Source organism: Limoniibacter endophyticus, from assembly GCF_014652835.1.
GTDB lineage: Bacteria > Pseudomonadota > Alphaproteobacteria > Rhizobiales > Rhizobiaceae > Limoniibacter > Limoniibacter endophyticus.
The window spans coordinates 131,374-146,302 of the sequence record NZ_BMZO01000008.1 but is presented as its reverse complement, the minus strand read 5'-3'; the positions used below and the strand labels follow the sequence as shown (position 1 = coordinate 146,302).

Annotated in this window: 14 protein-coding genes and 1 tRNA gene; 8 read left to right on the top strand and 7 right to left on the bottom strand. The window is 56.7% G+C overall.

Going from position 1 to position 14,929, the window contains the following annotated elements:
- Positions 1–15: 15 nt before the first annotated feature.
- Positions 16–2,520, bottom strand: a complete 2,505-nt coding sequence (locus tag IE151_RS12680) for a mechanosensitive ion channel domain-containing protein (protein WP_189490728.1) — start codon at positions 2,518–2,520, stop codon at positions 16–18.
- Between the two features lie 164 nt (positions 2,521–2,684).
- On the opposite strand from IE151_RS12680, the gene IE151_RS12675 reads away from it, so the two are divergent.
- Positions 2,685–3,485: a creatininase family protein gene (locus IE151_RS12675; protein WP_189490726.1), complete on the top strand. Its 801-nt coding sequence runs from the start codon at positions 2,685–2,687 to the stop codon at positions 3,483–3,485.
- Here the strand turns inward: IE151_RS12675 and IE151_RS12670 are convergent.
- Positions 3,477–4,676: a winged helix-turn-helix domain-containing protein gene (locus IE151_RS12670; protein ID WP_189490724.1), complete on the bottom strand. Its 1,200-nt coding sequence runs from the start codon at positions 4,674–4,676 to the stop codon at positions 3,477–3,479. The two genes, IE151_RS12675 and IE151_RS12670, sit on opposite strands and share 9 nt — an antisense overlap.
- An 81-nt stretch (positions 4,677–4,757) precedes the next feature.
- Here IE151_RS12670 and IE151_RS12665 point away from each other — a divergent pair, with 81 nt between their 5' ends.
- The 5 genes from IE151_RS12665 to proX all read left to right on the top strand — a co-directional run bounded on the left by IE151_RS12665 (position 4,758) and on the right by proX (position 8,468).
- Positions 4,758–5,669, top strand: coding sequence for a PhzF family phenazine biosynthesis protein (locus tag IE151_RS12665; protein ID WP_189490722.1), 912 nt, complete (start codon positions 4,758–4,760; stop codon positions 5,667–5,669).
- A 12-nt stretch (positions 5,670–5,681) separates the two neighbouring features.
- A complete protein-coding gene (locus IE151_RS12660) occupies positions 5,682–6,242 on the top strand; it encodes a putative glycolipid-binding domain-containing protein (RefSeq protein WP_189490720.1) in 561 nt (186 codons plus the stop codon).
- Between the two features lie 97 nt (positions 6,243–6,339).
- Positions 6,340–6,415, top strand: a tRNA-Lys gene (locus IE151_RS12655).
- Positions 6,416–6,572: 157 nt separating this feature from the next.
- Positions 6,573–7,328, top strand: coding sequence for a bestrophin-like domain (locus tag IE151_RS12650; protein ID WP_189490718.1), 756 nt, complete (start codon positions 6,573–6,575; stop codon positions 7,326–7,328).
- 93 nt (positions 7,329–7,421) lie between these two features.
- A complete protein-coding gene (gene proX, locus IE151_RS12645; protein ID WP_244636743.1) occupies positions 7,422–8,468 on the top strand; it encodes a glycine betaine/L-proline ABC transporter substrate-binding protein ProX in 1,047 nt (348 codons plus the stop codon).
- 65 nt (positions 8,469–8,533) lie between these two features.
- Here proX and IE151_RS12640 read toward each other — a convergent pair whose 3' ends face one another.
- Entirely contained in the window at positions 8,534–8,887 is a 354-nt protein-coding gene (locus IE151_RS12640) for a hypothetical protein (protein WP_189490715.1), read from the bottom strand.
- Positions 8,888–9,236: 349 nt separating this feature from the next.
- On the opposite strand from IE151_RS12640, the gene IE151_RS12635 reads away from it, so the two are divergent.
- A complete protein-coding gene (locus IE151_RS12635) occupies positions 9,237–9,686 on the top strand; it encodes a BA14K family protein (RefSeq protein WP_189490713.1) in 450 nt (149 codons plus the stop codon).
- 72 nt (positions 9,687–9,758) lie between these two features.
- Here the strand turns inward: IE151_RS12635 and ilvC are convergent, their stop codons facing one another.
- From ilvC to IE151_RS12615, 4 genes are all read right to left on the bottom strand, one after another.
- Positions 9,759–10,778 (bottom strand): ketol-acid reductoisomerase, encoded by a 1,020-nt coding sequence (gene ilvC, locus IE151_RS12630; RefSeq protein ID WP_189490711.1) that lies wholly within the window; start codon positions 10,776–10,778, stop codon positions 9,759–9,761.
- 20 nt (positions 10,779–10,798) lie between these two features.
- Positions 10,799–11,458 (bottom strand): TetR/AcrR family transcriptional regulator C-terminal domain-containing protein, encoded by a 660-nt coding sequence (locus IE151_RS12625; protein ID WP_189490709.1) that lies wholly within the window; start codon positions 11,456–11,458, stop codon positions 10,799–10,801.
- 125 nt (positions 11,459–11,583) lie between these two features.
- A complete protein-coding gene (locus IE151_RS12620) occupies positions 11,584–13,494 on the bottom strand; it encodes a potassium transporter Kup (RefSeq protein WP_189490707.1) in 1,911 nt (636 codons plus the stop codon).
- Positions 13,495–13,661: 167 nt separating this feature from the next.
- Entirely contained in the window at positions 13,662–14,402 is a 741-nt protein-coding gene (locus IE151_RS12615) for a pyridoxine 5'-phosphate synthase (RefSeq protein ID WP_189490705.1), read from the bottom strand.
- A gap of 106 nt (positions 14,403–14,508) precedes the next feature.
- On the opposite strand from IE151_RS12615, the gene IE151_RS12610 reads away from it, so the two are divergent.
- Complete coding sequence (locus IE151_RS12610) at positions 14,509–14,904, top strand: SpoIIAA family protein (RefSeq protein WP_189490703.1); 396 nt, start codon at positions 14,509–14,511, stop codon at positions 14,902–14,904.
- Positions 14,905–14,929: the final 25 nt, after the last annotated feature.

The window sequence follows — 14,929 nt, the reverse complement described above, 5'->3', positions numbered from 1 at the left end:
TTCCGTAAAAGTCTTCTATTTGCTTTTGCCTGGTTGATTTTCAGCAGGCAGATCAACGTCAAGCGGATCATCGGCTGAAGGCGCCTCATCCTGCTCGGTCGTTTGAGAGCCGGCGGCCATGGCGGCAGGATGGCTCGGATCGTCGGGAATTTGGCGATAATCCTTTTCACCCTCACCTACCGCTTCCTTGATATAGTATTCCTTCAGCACCGGATTGATCAGGACGATCCTTTCCTCGGCGAAGGTTTCGGCAATCAGGAACCGGATTTCATTCTGCACGCCGATGGTCGCGGTGATATCCGCCATGAAGAAACGCACTTCAAAGTCCATCAACATATTGGTCATGTTAGTGAAAACGACCATCGGCTCGGGGTTCTTGAGTATGTTCGGATGGGCCGTAACAATGTCCATCAGCAAGGCATACACCTTACGTGGATCAGCCGTGTAGGCGATGGTCAGCTTTATATCGCAACGGCCCATCTTGTTCTTATGCGTCCAGTTGCCAACCTCGGAATTGATGAGCTGCGAATTCGGCAAAATCACTGTCTGACGCTGGAAGGTTTCTATCTCCGTTGCACGAACGGAAATCTTTTTCACCGTTCCGGAAACCGTACCTGCCACGATCCAGTCTCCCGCCTTGAAAGGGCGTTCGGCAAGCAGAATAAGGCCGGAGACAAAATTCTGGACAATGTTCTGAAGGCCGAAACCAATACCGAGGGAAAGGCCGCCGGCGATCAGTGCAAGATTGGAAAGATCGACGCCCGCAGCCGACACGCCGATGATTCCCGCTACGGCAAGGCCCACATAGCCGATGATCGTACGGATCGAGTTGCGCAGGCCGAGATCCACCTTGCCGCGCGCCATCACCGTCTGGTCGATCCATCCCTGGAACCAGCGCACGAAGAGATAGCCGAGAATGAAAACGACAATGCCCCAGATCACGCCAGTCAGCGAGAAAGTGAAGCTGCCCACGGTGACGCCGGTGAAAAGACGTTCGCCAATAGCCAGCAAGTCCCCGACATGGAATCCCCACTGAAGCATGATGAACGGCAGGCCAACCACCGTCACAAGCACGTTGAGCAAAATGCCGAGAAACAATCCCAGCTGGTCAAGCCCGGTATCGTCCAGTTTGAACCGTTCGGAGAATGAGCGCCCGACGGAACTGTTCGTAAGCGCATTTTCCGCGGAAATGGCCCGCGCCGTCAGATAGCCTATATACATGGTGGCGATAATTGCGCCAGTGATGACAACCTGCTGCGACAAGAACCGCGCAAGACCGATATAGCCGAAAAGCGCCGCCAGAATGGTAACCAGTCCAAGGCCATAAAAGGTCAGCCTCAGAGGCAAGCGCCATTGGCGTGGTTTGCCACCTTCGTCCATGAAAGGTCGCACCAAACCCAGCAGACCAAACAAGGCCCCGACGATAATCGTTGCTAGAAGGCTGTTGCCAACGGTCACGGCAACTGGCGAGCCCATCAGTCGGAAGACCGACGAAGTGAAATAGTCGATGCCCGACATGATCGTCATTACGGTGATGATACCGACCAGCAAGGGAGCAGCCTTGTCGGAGACCGGCACCAAACGCCATTCAGGATGCCCGGGATTGAGGATCGCCCAGGCAAGACGGTTGATGAAAAAGGCCGTCAGCGCCACCATGGACAAGGTTTGCGCGATTTGACGGATCACCGGCTGGAAAATATCCATGTAGTCGAACAGGAAGAAGGTAATGCCGAGGAAGGCAGCAAGCGATGCAACCGCAACCAATGTCGAGCCAAACGCGACCGACAGGCGGCCCAAATAGCTCGGCTTGTCGGATAGCGAGGTGATGACCAATCGGCTGAAATAGCGCCGCCCCACGAAGCGGATGCCAAACGCTGCTCCGAGCGAGACGACGGTTGCCGCAATGGTCGCCGCAAGTTTGGCCGACATGACGAAGCCAAGCCAGGCGCCGATGATGTCACTGAAGGTGTCCCACTCCTCGGCAATGGAAGAACCTATCTCTTGAAACAAGGTTTCGTCGATCTTGTAGCGGCGCGTAAACTGTTCCGCGAACAGATCACGCCGCAGGTTCGCAACCTGCGAACGCTCCTCGCCAAGCTGGCTGGTCAGGTCCTGGGCCTGGCTCATCAGCGCGTTGATGGCGTTTTTCTCTGCGTTCAAACGGTTGCGTTCCGTGGTCACCACCTCCGCCTCTGCGGGCGCTTCATCCGCAGGCGGAGCACCTAATGCCTCAAGGCGGCTGTTGATTTGCTGGAGACGCGGCGCCAGTGCCTCGTTTATTTCGGCAAGCTCCGTGACGATTTCTTCGATCTGGCCGCCAAGGGTGATCAGGGACTCGTCATCGGCCGGATCCTCGGGAATGCTTTTCTTGATACCTTCGATGCGGGTGACGATGGTTTCCACCACCCGCGTCTGTTCCCTGACGACATCGGTGGCAAAGTCGCCGGGCTGCGCCTGTGCGAACTGAAGGCCCAGCAGCGCCAGCATCATCAAACTCATGAACAGGGCGATTAAACGCATCGCTGGCCAACTCCGGAAATACTTACCATCTACAGACGCCGGTTGATTCTCTCGCGCCAAACGCCACGCGCTCCTAATATCGCGATAAGGCAATGATAGGGCGTGCTTGCCCGAGCCTTGCCGCTCTTGCTAAAGATGCCGCAATTCAGCGAAAGGCAAGGCTTATGACACGAACAATCTGGTGGGAAGAGTTCACTGCCGAAGATTTCGAGGCCATCGATTCAGATCGGGCCATTGCCATGCTGCCACTGGCCGCGACGGAGCAACACGGACCCCACCTGCCTCTTTCGACCGACACGAACATTATGCGCGGCATGATCGCGGAATTGGCAGGCAAATTGCCTGAAAATATCGATCTGCGCTGTCTTCCTCTTCAATCCGTAACGAAATCTGACGAACATCTATTCGCTCCGGGCACGCTGCATCAGGAGCCGGAACTGCTCATTCGGCAATGGCGCGCGCTGGGCGATGCAGTCGCCAGGTTGGGTTTTCGCAAGATGATCTTTGTCACGTCGCATGGTGGCAATGAGGAAATCATGGGCATCGTCGCCCGCGACATGCGGGTGCGCCACGGCTTGCTGGTGGTCAAGTCAAGCTGGAACCGGTTTGGATATCCGGAAGGTCTTTTGCCTCCGAAGGAGATCGCGCAGGGCATCCACGGCGGCGATCTCGAAACATCGCTCATGCTGCATTTCAGGCCCGAGCTTGTCCGGATGGACCGGGCGCAGGATTTCGTCTCGTCCTATGATCGAGCGGAAGAGACCTTCGATTTGCTGCGTCCGACGGGTCCATTCGGCTTTTCCTGGGCCGCTAACGATATTAATCCACGCGGCGTCGTCGGCAATGCGGCCATTGCGACGGCCGAAAAGGGTAAAATGATTGCACAGCACCAGACGAACGGGATGCTGCGTCTGCTGAACGATATTGCCGAGGCAAGGCCCGAGGAATGGCTCGCTTCACGCTGAGTTGGCATCCTTCAACCGTCGCGCCAGATTGCCCGCATCTGCAATCTCCATTGCCTCCAGCCCCTGCCAGCGCGCAAGCTTCCACAAGGCGGCAAGCAGGCGCGGCGCGCATTCCTCACCTGCATTTTCCTCAGCAAAGGCAGAAAGCACGTGAAGCACCCTGCGTTTGCGATCAGCTTTCAGGTCCACACGCGCAGCGAGCCGATCATCCATCAAAAATGGCATGACATAGTAACCGTACTCGCGCTTATGGGCGGGCGTGTAGATCTCAATGCGATAGTGAAAGTCAAAGAACCGTTCCGTGCGCGGTCGATAAAAGATCAACGGATCGAAGGGAGAAAGCAGAGTATTGGCCTCGACGCGCCTCGGCACACTGGCGTCTCTATGCAGGAAAAATATGCCTTTCCAACCTTTTACGTAAATCTCCTGAATCTCTTTCGCATCCACCAGTTCGCGCAGCCGCTCAGCGAATCCCGCCACGGGAAGACGGTAATAATCCCGTAAATCCTGCGCGCTGGCCACGCCAAGACTTTTTGCCGAACGCGCGATCAGGGCGCGTTGAGCATCCTCGCGCGCGGGCGTAGGCGCAGCAATGATCGCTGCCGGCAGTACACGCTCCGGCAGATCGTAGAGTCTTTCCATGCTGCCCTTACGTCCCGCGGACGTGATGAGGCCGCTCCAGAAGAGCACTTCCATCGCTCGCTTCACATCCGACCAGCCCCACCAGCCGCCCTGACCTTTCTCTTCGAAATCGGAAGGCGAGAGCGGACCGCGCTTTGCGATCTCGGAAAAAATCCTCTCTATGAAAGCCGATTGCTCACAAGCGAATCTTGCGATTCCCTTCCAGGTCCCCACACCTCGCGCAGCATCTTCCATGCGCCAGCGAAAGAGCGGCTGAAGCTCAACCGGAAGGTAGGAGGCCTCATGGCCCCAATATTCGAAAATCGGGCGCGGCGCCTTGGCCGCCGCACGGTCAAGCATGCTCTGGTCATAGGCTCCGAGGCGCGAAAAGACCGGCATGTAATGCGCGCGCACGCTGACGCTGACCGAGTCGATCTGCAGCAGGCCAAGCCGGTCGATGACTTTCATCAGATGAGCCTTTTTCGGCTCCGTACGCGGTGCGCCAGCAGTAAAGCCCTGCGCTCCCAGCACGATGCGTCTTGCTTGCGTCTGCGTGATCGTCTCGACCATTTCCATCCCTTGCGCAAATCATCGTTTCGGGCAAACCTTCGAGCAGGAAGCCGATATTCGCAACCCGAAAAGCAGGGCCATATGACCACACGTGCCTTCAGCACCTATGACGTTTTCACCGAGAAGCCACTTTCCGGCAATCAGCTCGCCATCGTATGGAATGCCGAAGGCCTGGATGCCCCGCGTATGCAGGCAATCGCCAGGGAGTTCAACCTGTCCGAGACTGTCTTCGTGCTGCCGCCAGAGGACAAACGCCACACCGCACGTCTACGCATCTTCACGCCCTTTGCCGAGCTCGATTTCGCAGGACATCCCACCGTGGGCGCAGCCATCGCAATTGGCGAACGCAACCGGGATGCCGCCAATGATCGCACGGCCATCATGGCGCTTGAGGAGAATGTCGGCGTGGTGCGATGTGTTGTCGACCTGACTGACAAGTGCTTTGCTGAATTCGATCTGCCACGATTGCCTGCCCCGGTCGCTAGCAGCATTCAACCAGAGCTTGCCGCCGCAGCGCTGGGCCTCGATCACTCCGACATCGGCTTTGAAAATCATCAGCCGATGCTCTGGACCGCCGGCAACCCGATTGCACTAATTCCCATCCACGGCCTGGCAGCCATAGCGCGCGCCCGCATCGACCTCGCCATCTGGGCGGACGTGCTGGAAGACTATCCCGCCACAACGCCGTCCGCCTATCTCTACTGCCGTGAATGCATCGGTTCGGACTGCGCCTTTCATGCTCGCAAATTCTCGCCTTTCCCTGACGGCGGCGAGGACCCGGCAACGGGCTCGGCTGTGGCAGCCCTTGCCGGTGCAATCCAGCATTTCGACAGGATGCCGGAAGGAGCTCATCGGCTCTGGGTGGAGCAAGGCATGGAAATAAATCGGCCGTCGCGCATCCGTCTGGAGATGGACATTGTCGGCGGTGCAATCGACACAGCGCGTATAGGTGGACATGCAGTGAAGATTTCAGAAGGCAAACTGCTCGTCTGAAGGAAGAGGCAGATGCAAAGGACGGTTTTCTGGCGCAGATTGGACCTGGAGGGGCTGGAGCACCTCCAGGTGAGCGCATCTGCATCCTCGGTACAAGTACAGGGCAACCTGCTCTGTCTCGAAGCTGATGGCATTCGTGTCGAGCATTTCTGGCATCTCAGCCCGGATTGGCGCACTCTTCGACTGGCGATCCGACGATGGATGCAAGGCCGCCAGGATGCGTTAATTCTCGAACGGACCGGCACCACTTGGAGGGTCAACGGCGCGCACCGTGCTGACCTCGACGGCCTGGAGGAACCCGACCTTTCGCTCACCCCGTTCTGCAACACGCTTCCTATCCGGCGAACAGGTGTCAAACCCGGCGATACTCTTGAACTCGATGTCGCCTACGTGGACGGTGCAACGCTGGAGGTCTCCCGTTCCCGCCAGAAATACATCCGCCTGGACCGGAACAGAGTGCGCTATATCGATCTCGGCCTGTTGGCGGGTTTCGAGGCCGACCTGACCATTGATCGTGAAGGGCTGGTTGTCACTTATGACGGCTTGTTTGAGCGCCTTTTCCCAGGCGGCTGAAATTATTTTGCCGGGAATGACACTTTTATGAGGCCGAGGGGTAGACAGCGATAAACGCCTTGGGTATATCGCCGTCACCGCACACGACGCGGCTGGCGGGTGATTAGCTCAGTTGGTAGAGCAGCTGACTCTTAATCAGCGGGTCGTAGGTTCGATCCCTACATCACCCACCATTTTCCCTTTTAATGCAACGACTTACGACCAGAAGATAAAGTTTTTTATCTACCAGGTTCAGGCTGAAACGCCGTCATTCTCCCCTGACACTATAGATCATATGCTCCTTGCCTTGTAACGTCGCTTCATATTTGAAGCATCTTATGGGGGAGATGTATGACTGATCTCGCACTGGCTTTTATGATCTTCGCGTGGCTCGCGGGGGCCGCGGTCACGGCAATGCATTTCTTTCCGAAATTGCCGCAAAAGCACCGTGACGAAGAGACCACGGCGACGGTTCGACTGGTGGCCAATCTCTTCGTCGTCATGACCTCCCTGGTTTTCGGGCTGATGATCAATTCCTCAAAAAGTACATTCGAGGTCATTAATTCCAATGTGCATCAATACGCGACAAACCTGATCATTCTCGACCGCACCTTGCGCCATAGCGGTCCGACGGCGGACGAGGCGCGCACTCAGCTTCGCGGCTATGTCGAGATGGCAATCGAAAACCCGCTGCGTGCCGCACATACCGGCCTGGGCCCGGACCCTGCCGGCGAAGAACTGGACAAGCTGGGCGACGAGATCTCATCGATCATTTCTCCATCTACGTTTCCTCATCTCCTTGAGGAGGCCCGCCAGCAATACCGCCAGATCGTACAGCTGCGCTGGGCGCTCGTAGAGCAATCCGAAGGGCGAATTCCTTTGGCGCTGATTGCCATGCTCGTTGCCTGGCTGACGCTGATCTTCATCAGCTACGGCTATCGCGCACCGCACAATGCCATGGTCATTTCCGCGGTCGCCGCATCGGCTCTCGTGCTGGCAACCTCCCTTCATCTCATCCTCGATATGGACAAGCCCTTTGCAGGCTTGATCCAGGTGATGGATGACCCTCTGCGTCGCGCTCTTGCGGAAATCCGGAGCACAAGTTGAAGTCACTCTATAGATCATTTCCGTCGAAGGGTGACACCCGCTAACAGGATCCCTATAGTGTTTCAATCATTCCCACAAAGGAGCCAAGTCGTTTTGAAATTCCTGAATACCCGCAACCTTTTCGTATCTTCTGCTATTCTCGCTCTTATCTCTCCCCTCAACCAGTCCATCGCGCAGGATTCTTTGCCTGGCGAAGGCAAATCGGTGAGAGTTGTCCAACCTAATGATGACACCGGCTGGATAATGACCGCGTTCTATACCCAACTCCTGGAGGAGCTGGGCTACACGGTCGACGAAGCGATCACGCTGGACGTTCCGGTCGCCTATCAGACGGTCTCGCAAGGCAGTGCCGATCTCTATCCGGACGGCTGGTTTCCTCTGCACAATCTTTACGTCGAGCAAGAGGGCTTCGGAGGCGAGCAGGTTGGCTATGTCGCCAGGCAGGGCGCATTGCAGGGATATCTGGTCGACAAGGCTTCGGCTGAAAAATTCGATATCAAAACACTTGACGACTTCAAGCGCGACGAGGTCAAGAAGGCGTTCGATCGCAATGGTGACGGTAAAGCGGATCTCGTCGCCTGCCCTCCAGGCTGGGGCTGCGAAGAAACGATCACGTATCAGATGGATGCCTTCGAGCTCCACGACCATATCAACCCTATCAAGGCCAATTATTCGGCCTCCATGGCCGATGCCATCGCTGCGTATGAGGCAGGCGAGCCGATCCTCTTCTACACTTGGACACCCAACTGGACAGTCGACGAGCTGAAGCCGGGACGGGACGTCGTGTGGATTCAGACGCCCTCTGTCGACTTGCCGGAAGAGCAACGCGATCTGGCCGATTCCGCGACGCTGGATGAGATCGAAGGCTGCGTCGCGCAGCCATGCGTTCTGGGTTGGCCGGTCAATGATATTCGCCCCGTAGCGAACAAGGAATTTCTGGAAGAGAATCCAGCGGCTCGCACGCTGCTCGAAGAGGCCTCCATGTCGATCGAGTTCGTTCTCAAGCAGAACGCCGAAATGAAGAACGGCGCCGATAGCCCCGAGGATATCAAGAAGCAGGCCGCTGAGTACATCGAGGAAAATCGCAGCAAAGTTGATGGCTGGCTTGAGGCCGCAAAGGCAGCAGGACAGGCTCAGTAAGAATTATATCAATATAAAAGGCCGCGGAATCGCGGCCTTTTATGCCTAAGATGAAGGCGACTGGCTTAGAGTTTAGCGACCATGGATGGCACTTCCGAACAGAAGCGGGCAGCAGAATCCTTGGTAGCAGCAGATTCATCGATAATGACCGTGGCCATGTCGGACACAATCTCCACGGCAATATCTTCCGGCAGGTTTTCCTCCCGCATCAGTTTTTTGAAGGCGACATCGCTGGCTTCGATATTGGTGCCGCATATGGACGCCTGCGCCTCAAGCAGCGCGGCTTCCTTGTAGATCGGGCCATAGACATCCAGCATTTCACCATCTTGCGAGGCTGCGCTGGAAATTGCGGCAAAAAGGGAGACGGCCGCAATGATCGTCACGGCAACCGATGACTGGATAGCGTTCGTCATGTTCATTTCGTGCACCCTCCTTGGGAGCCGATGCAGCCGGCTGACCGGGCACATCTCGAAAATTCATGAAAAATTAACGACGCGATAACGGGAAATGTTCCAACATTCGAAATTCAACTTGACGAACGAGTGTTAATTTCACGCGAACAGGCTCTCCCGGCGAGGCGGACGCGCGGAGGTTTGCGACGAGCATCCGTCAGATGGAGAGCCAGCGCCCGGAATTGCGCTCAATGCAACAAAAAGCGAAGATTTCCGTTCATGTCAGGTTCAGGCTCACGTCCTAGATTATGCAGCATGAACCTCGGTTCACCTCGCGCACGGCACTCATGCCGTCAGGAAAGTTGGGAGAGACGTGATGAAACCCAGGCTTACAACCCTTCTACATGCAGGGCTGCTTGCCGTTGGTCTCGGCATGATCGGTGCCGGTTCTGCCGCAGCAGCCCCAGCAGGTCTCGCCGCCGGAGCCAATGTCGTTCAGCAGACTGCGGACACAGCATCTCAGGCCCAGACAGTACAATATGACCGGCGCTGGCGTGATGACCGACGTCATTGGCGCGGAGACCGCCATTGGCGCCGTCATCACCGGCCATATCGCCCGCACTATCGCCACTATGGCCCGCGTTCCGGGATCTATCTGGAATTTGGTCGACCCGCGCCGCGCTACTATGCGCCACGCCGGGTCTATCGTGGCGGTTCGGCACATGTGAACTGGTGCGCAAACCGCTATCGGTCTTACCGCGCATATGACAATACGTTCCAGCCGTATAACGGTCCGCGTCGTCAGTGCATATCGCCATACGTCTGAGTTTCGTGAGACATTAAAAGCAGAAAAGGCGCTCGACCGAGCGCCTTTTCGCGTCTTGGGAGGAAGACTGAACTAGTTCTTCGCCTTGTCGACCAGCTTGTTCTTGGAAATCCATGGCATCATGGCGCGCAGCTTTTCGCCGACCTCCTCGATCTGGTGGCTGTCGTTCAGGCGACGAATGCCCTTGAAGCGTGCACCGCCGGCCTTGTATTCCTGCATCCAGTCCGACGTAAACTTGCCGGTCTGAATGTCGGTGAGGACGCGTTTCATCTCGGCCTTGGTTTCGGCAGTGATGATACGCGGGCCCGTGACATACTCGCCCCACTCGGCGGTGTTCGAGATCGAGTAGTTCATGTTGGCGATGCCGCCTTCATAGATCAGGTCGACGATCAGCTTCACCTCATGCAAGCACTCGAAATAAGCCATTTCCGGCGCATAACCGCCTTCCACCAGCGTTTCGAAGCCAGCGCGAATCAGTTCGACCAGACCGCCGCACAGAACGACCTGCTCACCGAACAGATCCGTTTCGCACTCTTCCTTAAATGTGGTTTCGATGATGCCAGAACGACCGCCACCCACGCCGCACGCATAGGACAAGCCGAGTTCGAGTGCATTACCCGAAGCATTCTGGTGGATAGCAACGAGACAGGGGACACCGCCGCCGCGCTCGAATTCACCGCGAACCGTATGTCCGGGTCCCTTCGGTGCGATCATCAGAACGTCGACCGAAGCCTTGGGCTCAATCAGACCAAAGTGCACATTGAGGCCGTGCGCGAAGGCAATGGCCGCGCCGTCACGGATGTTAGGAGCAATATGTTCCTTGTAGATGTCGGCCTGCAACTCGTCCGGCGTAGCCATCATCATCAGGTCTGCCCACTTGGCAGCCTCGGCAACCGACATGACCTTGAAGCCATCAGCTTCAGCCTTCTTGGCAGTGGCTGAACCTTCGCGCAGCGCAACGGCGATTTCCTTGGCGCCGGAATCCTTCAGGTTCAGCGCGTGGGCGCGGCCCTGGCTGCCATAACCGATGATCACGACTTTCTTGGACTTGATCAGATTGAGGTCTGCATCGCGATCGTAATAAACACGCATGTTTCTCTTCCCTACTATGGTCAATTCAGCGGCGCATCTGCGCCCGCCCGTTTCTTTTCGGCCCCATAAAGAGCCATAAACTGCTGCACGGCGCGCGCTGCATCGCGTGCGATCGTCGCTTCAGTCATTTCCAGTCGATCGCCCAACAGCAATCGTATCTGAATGTCGCGCCCTACCAGCCCGAAGAAGGTCTGAAAGGCAATTTCGCTATCCTCGAAGGCAAGCAGTCCCGCTTCACGCGCTGCTTCCAGCAGAGGCTTGAGGCGTTCGCCAATGGCGAAGCGTCCATTCTCGAGCACGATCGGCCCGAGGTTGTCCTTTCCGGACAAGGTATGGGCGACCCCTACCCGGTTGAGCGCTAGCGACGTTGGGCTAGAGATGACGCTCAACCAGTTGACGGCAAATCCATCGAGACTGTCGCGCAACGCGCCAGCATCGAGCTTCTGGACATCGTAATTGCCCGCCCGCACCCGATAGGCCTGCCAACGTACCGTCGCTGCAAGCAGCCCATCCCGATCCCCGAACCACTTGTAGAGCGTTTCCTTCGAGCAGCTTGCATGCCGCGCGACGGCCGCCATGGTCAGATTGTCACCCTTGTCGACCAGCAGGCGCAAAACCGCGTTGAGAACGTCTACCTGACGCTCTGTCCACTCGCCCGCCATGTCGATTCCTTGTGACATATCACCGTACCGTACGTTACGGTTCGGCAATATGTCGAAGCAAGATTGCTTTTGCAAGATGTTTTTTGAAAACTTATTGCGCGTGTGAAAACGGCGGAAACACGGGATTTCAGCCATCCTAGTCCTTACAGCGTTACCTGCATGCCAATCTCGACGACACGCCCGGTCGGTATACGGAAATATTCCGTCGCGTCCGCAGCCGAGCGCGCAAAGGTAATGAAGATTCGATCAAAAATCTTCCTGCCATACCGCGTGTTGGTTCTGAGCGAACGACGCGACAGAAAGAAGGATGTCGTCATGATATCGAACTTCCAGCCAAGCTTGTGCAACGAGGCCAAGGCGCGCGGGACGTTGGGCTCTTCCATGTAGCCGAAACGGAGGGTTACCTGCATGAAACGTTCGCTGAACTGAGAGACAGAAGCACGTTCATCTGCCGGAACACGGGGCGTTCCCGTGGTTTCGACGGTAAGGATCACGTTTTTCTCATGCAGCACCTTGTAATGCTTGAGACTGTGCATCAGCGCAGTTGGCGCGCAGGTTGCATCGCCTGTCAGAAAGACGGCGGTGCCCGGCACGATCAACGGCGGGCGCTGGCTCATCTGTTTGACGAGCACTTCTATGGGAATTTCGCTACGACGCGTGCGCTCGAACAATTCTTGCGAACCGCGCTGCCAGATGATGATGGCAGCCATGACGCAGATCGCCATGAGGATAGACACCCAGCCACCTTCGTGAAGCTTTGAGAGGTTGGAGGTGAAGAAGAGGAAATCGAAAACCAGGAAACCGAGGATCAATGGGACCACGATCTTCTTTCCCCAGTTCCACACCCGCATCATCACGACAGCGAGAAGAATGCTGGTGACGATCATGTTGCCAGTGACAGCGATCCCATAGGCCGACGCGAGGTTACCGGATTCACCAAAACCGACTACGAGAGCAATGACGACGATGCAAAGCAGAAGATTAATGCGCGGTACGTAGATCTGGCCGAATTGCTTTGCAGAGGTGTGCCGAATGTCCAGACGTGGCAGAAGCTTCAACTGCGCTGCCTGTCTGGCAAGCGAAAAGGCCCCGGTGATGACCGCCTGGCTGGCGATTACCGTGGCAGCCGTTGCCAGGAGCACCATCGGCAGAAGCGCCCATTGCGGGAACATCTGGTAGAATGGATTTTCCAGCGCGTGCTCATGCGCCAGAACGAAAGCCCCCTGCCCAAAATAATTCAATAGCAGGCACGGAAAGACGATAGCCAGCCATGCTACGACAATGGGCCGGCGCCCGAAATGTCCGAGATCGGCATAAAGCGCTTCTGCACCTGTCACGGCGAGAAAGATCGCTCCAACGACGGCAAAGGTCGTCGCGGGACTCAGGATCGCATATTCGAAAGCGTAGTACGGATTGATCGCGTAAAGGACGGTCGGATCGTCGAATATGTGAACCAGACCGAAATAGCCTAACGCCAGAAACCAGAGTGCGGTGATCGGTCCGAACACTGCTGCGACCTTGCCAGTACCGAACCTCTGCACCGCGAAGAGCGTGATAAGAACCAGTAGCGTGACCGGAACAACGTAAGCTTCAAGATCAGGTGCAACGATCTTGAAGCCCTCAATAGCCGAAAGAACTGAAATCGAAGGCGTAATGACAGCGTCGCCGAAGAACAAGGCCGCACCGCATATTCCAAGCAGCGTGACCGTTCGCGGGTGGCTGCGCGCATGTGAGCGAGCCAGTGCCATCAAGGAGAGGATGCCGCCCTCACCCTTATTATCCGCGCGTAGCACGAACACAACGTATTTGAGTGTGACGACCAGTGTCAGCGCCCAGAAGATCATTGAGATGACACCTAGAATATCTACGCGCAAGATCCGGCCATCGCCGCCGGCTGCCGCAAGCGCCTCACGAAACGCATAGATCGGGCTTGTGCCGATATCACCATAAACAACACCCAGCGCGCCAAGCAAAAGAAGGGGAAAGCCCTCATTGGCATGGGTCTTCTGTGTTTCTGTGTCGGAGACTGCTTGTACTTCGCTAGAGATTGCCATTACGCACTGCTCTCCTGGCCGCTGCACAGGCTGCCGCCATGTAGCAGGGTTTAGCCCTGGCGCCTTGACGTGTCAGTCCCGTCACAACGAGCGCCCGGAAGAAATGCATATTCCTTTCTACAAGAAAAAGAAGTGGCATTTTAACGCGAGGCTAACTGCTTTCCCCCTTAGCCTTGCAGAGCAGCGATGAACCGCCGCACGCTTCCCGCCATGCCGAATTCCAGCGCATCCGCTGTCAATCCGTGGCCGATAGAGACTTCGAGAAGCTGCGGCACCGCCCTGACCAGAGCCGGAATATTCGCGACCGTCAGGTCATGCCCAGCATTGATGCCCAGGCCCAGGCGATCTGCTTCCTGCGCCGCTTCCGCGAGCATTTGCAATTGCTTGGCGGCAGAAGCGGAATCATTGTGATAAGCGGCATACGGTCCAGTGTAGAACTCCACACGATCCGCTCCCGTCGCCTTCGCTGCTGCCATCGCTCCGGCATCGGCATCGGCAAACAGCGACACACGCATATCCTCCGCCTTGAAAAGCGCAATCACCCTCGCAAGCCCTTCCCCATGCCGAAGGAAATCCCAGCCATGGTCGGAGGTGGCCTGCGCTGGATCGTCTGGAACCAGCGTTACCTGCTCCGGCCTGTTTCGGAGGCACAGATCGATGAATTCCTCGGTCGGGTAGCCTTCAATATTGAATTCCGCCTTGGGGAACTCTGTGTCGATGAGCTTTCGCAGCTCCGGCAGATCCGCAAAACGCGTATGACGCTGGTCCGGACGGGGATGCACGGTCAAGCCCGCCGCCCCTGCCTGAAGCGCGATACGTCCAAGATGCGTCACGTTCGGCCAGGGCAGATCACGACGATTGCGCAAAAGTGCCACCGCGTTGAGATTAACCGAAAGTGTCGCTGTCATTTCATGATTCCAAGGCTGGTTTGACATACACTATGCGAGCCGAGAGGGAACGGAAAGACGCACTCCGCAGTTTCGCATTGGTCCATGCACGAACCATGAGGAAGACATGCCGATTAATGACCGCCCGCCGGCGATCCGCAAAATTGACACGAACCGCCCCGAGCTGCTTGCTGTAGAGATATTCGGTCTCGTGACAGCCGCTGATATCGAGAATTTCTATGGCTTGATCGAGGCAGGCTACACGCTGCACGACCGCATCGATGTGCTGATGCAGGCGCGCGAAATAGACGAGATCGATCTTGATGCAGGCATGGGCGACGATCGCCTGAGCGACAATCGCGATGCTTCTCCCCATGTGCGGCGGCTGGCTCTGGTTTGCGAACGCGCTTGGCAAAACCCGCTTCTCCAGCTGGCAGCTCTCAGTACGGATGTTGAAATGCGGCATTTCAACGTGGATGAAGAGGCAGACGCCTGGGCTTGGCTTGAGGCACAACCTGCTTGAAGCGTACCTCCCTTAATATTTGCCG

What these genes read in the sequence shown, in the direction of transcription:
- IE151_RS12680 (WP_189490728.1), bottom strand. Translation starts at nt 2,520, where the DNA reads ATGCGTTTAATCGCCCTGTTCATGAGTTTGATGATGCTGGCGCTGCTG.
- IE151_RS12675 (WP_189490726.1), top strand. Translation starts at nt 2,685, where the DNA reads ATGACACGAACAATCTGGTGGGAAGAGTTCACTGCCGAAGATTTCGAG.
- IE151_RS12670 (WP_189490724.1), bottom strand. Translation starts at nt 4,676, where the DNA reads ATGGTCGAGACGATCACGCAGACGCAAGCAAGACGCATCGTGCTGGGA.
- IE151_RS12665 (WP_189490722.1), top strand. Translation starts at nt 4,758, where the DNA reads ATGACCACACGTGCCTTCAGCACCTATGACGTTTTCACCGAGAAGCCA.
- IE151_RS12660 (WP_189490720.1), top strand. Translation starts at nt 5,682, where the DNA reads ATGCAAAGGACGGTTTTCTGGCGCAGATTGGACCTGGAGGGGCTGGAG.
- IE151_RS12650 (WP_189490718.1), top strand. Translation starts at nt 6,573, where the DNA reads ATGACTGATCTCGCACTGGCTTTTATGATCTTCGCGTGGCTCGCGGGG.
- IE151_RS12640 (WP_189490715.1), bottom strand. Translation starts at nt 8,887, where the DNA reads ATGAACATGACGAACGCTATCCAGTCATCGGTTGCCGTGACGATCATT.
- IE151_RS12635 (WP_189490713.1), top strand. Translation starts at nt 9,237, where the DNA reads ATGAAACCCAGGCTTACAACCCTTCTACATGCAGGGCTGCTTGCCGTT.
- ilvC (WP_189490711.1), bottom strand. Translation starts at nt 10,778, where the DNA reads ATGCGTGTTTATTACGATCGCGATGCAGACCTCAATCTGATCAAGTCC.
- IE151_RS12625 (WP_189490709.1), bottom strand. Translation starts at nt 11,458, where the DNA reads ATGTCACAAGGAATCGACATGGCGGGCGAGTGGACAGAGCGTCAGGTA.
- IE151_RS12620 (WP_189490707.1), bottom strand. Translation starts at nt 13,494, where the DNA reads ATGGCAATCTCTAGCGAAGTACAAGCAGTCTCCGACACAGAAACACAG.
- IE151_RS12615 (WP_189490705.1), bottom strand. Translation starts at nt 14,402, where the DNA reads ATGACAGCGACACTTTCGGTTAATCTCAACGCGGTGGCACTTTTGCGC.
- IE151_RS12610 (WP_189490703.1), top strand. Translation starts at nt 14,509, where the DNA reads ATGCCGATTAATGACCGCCCGCCGGCGATCCGCAAAATTGACACGAAC.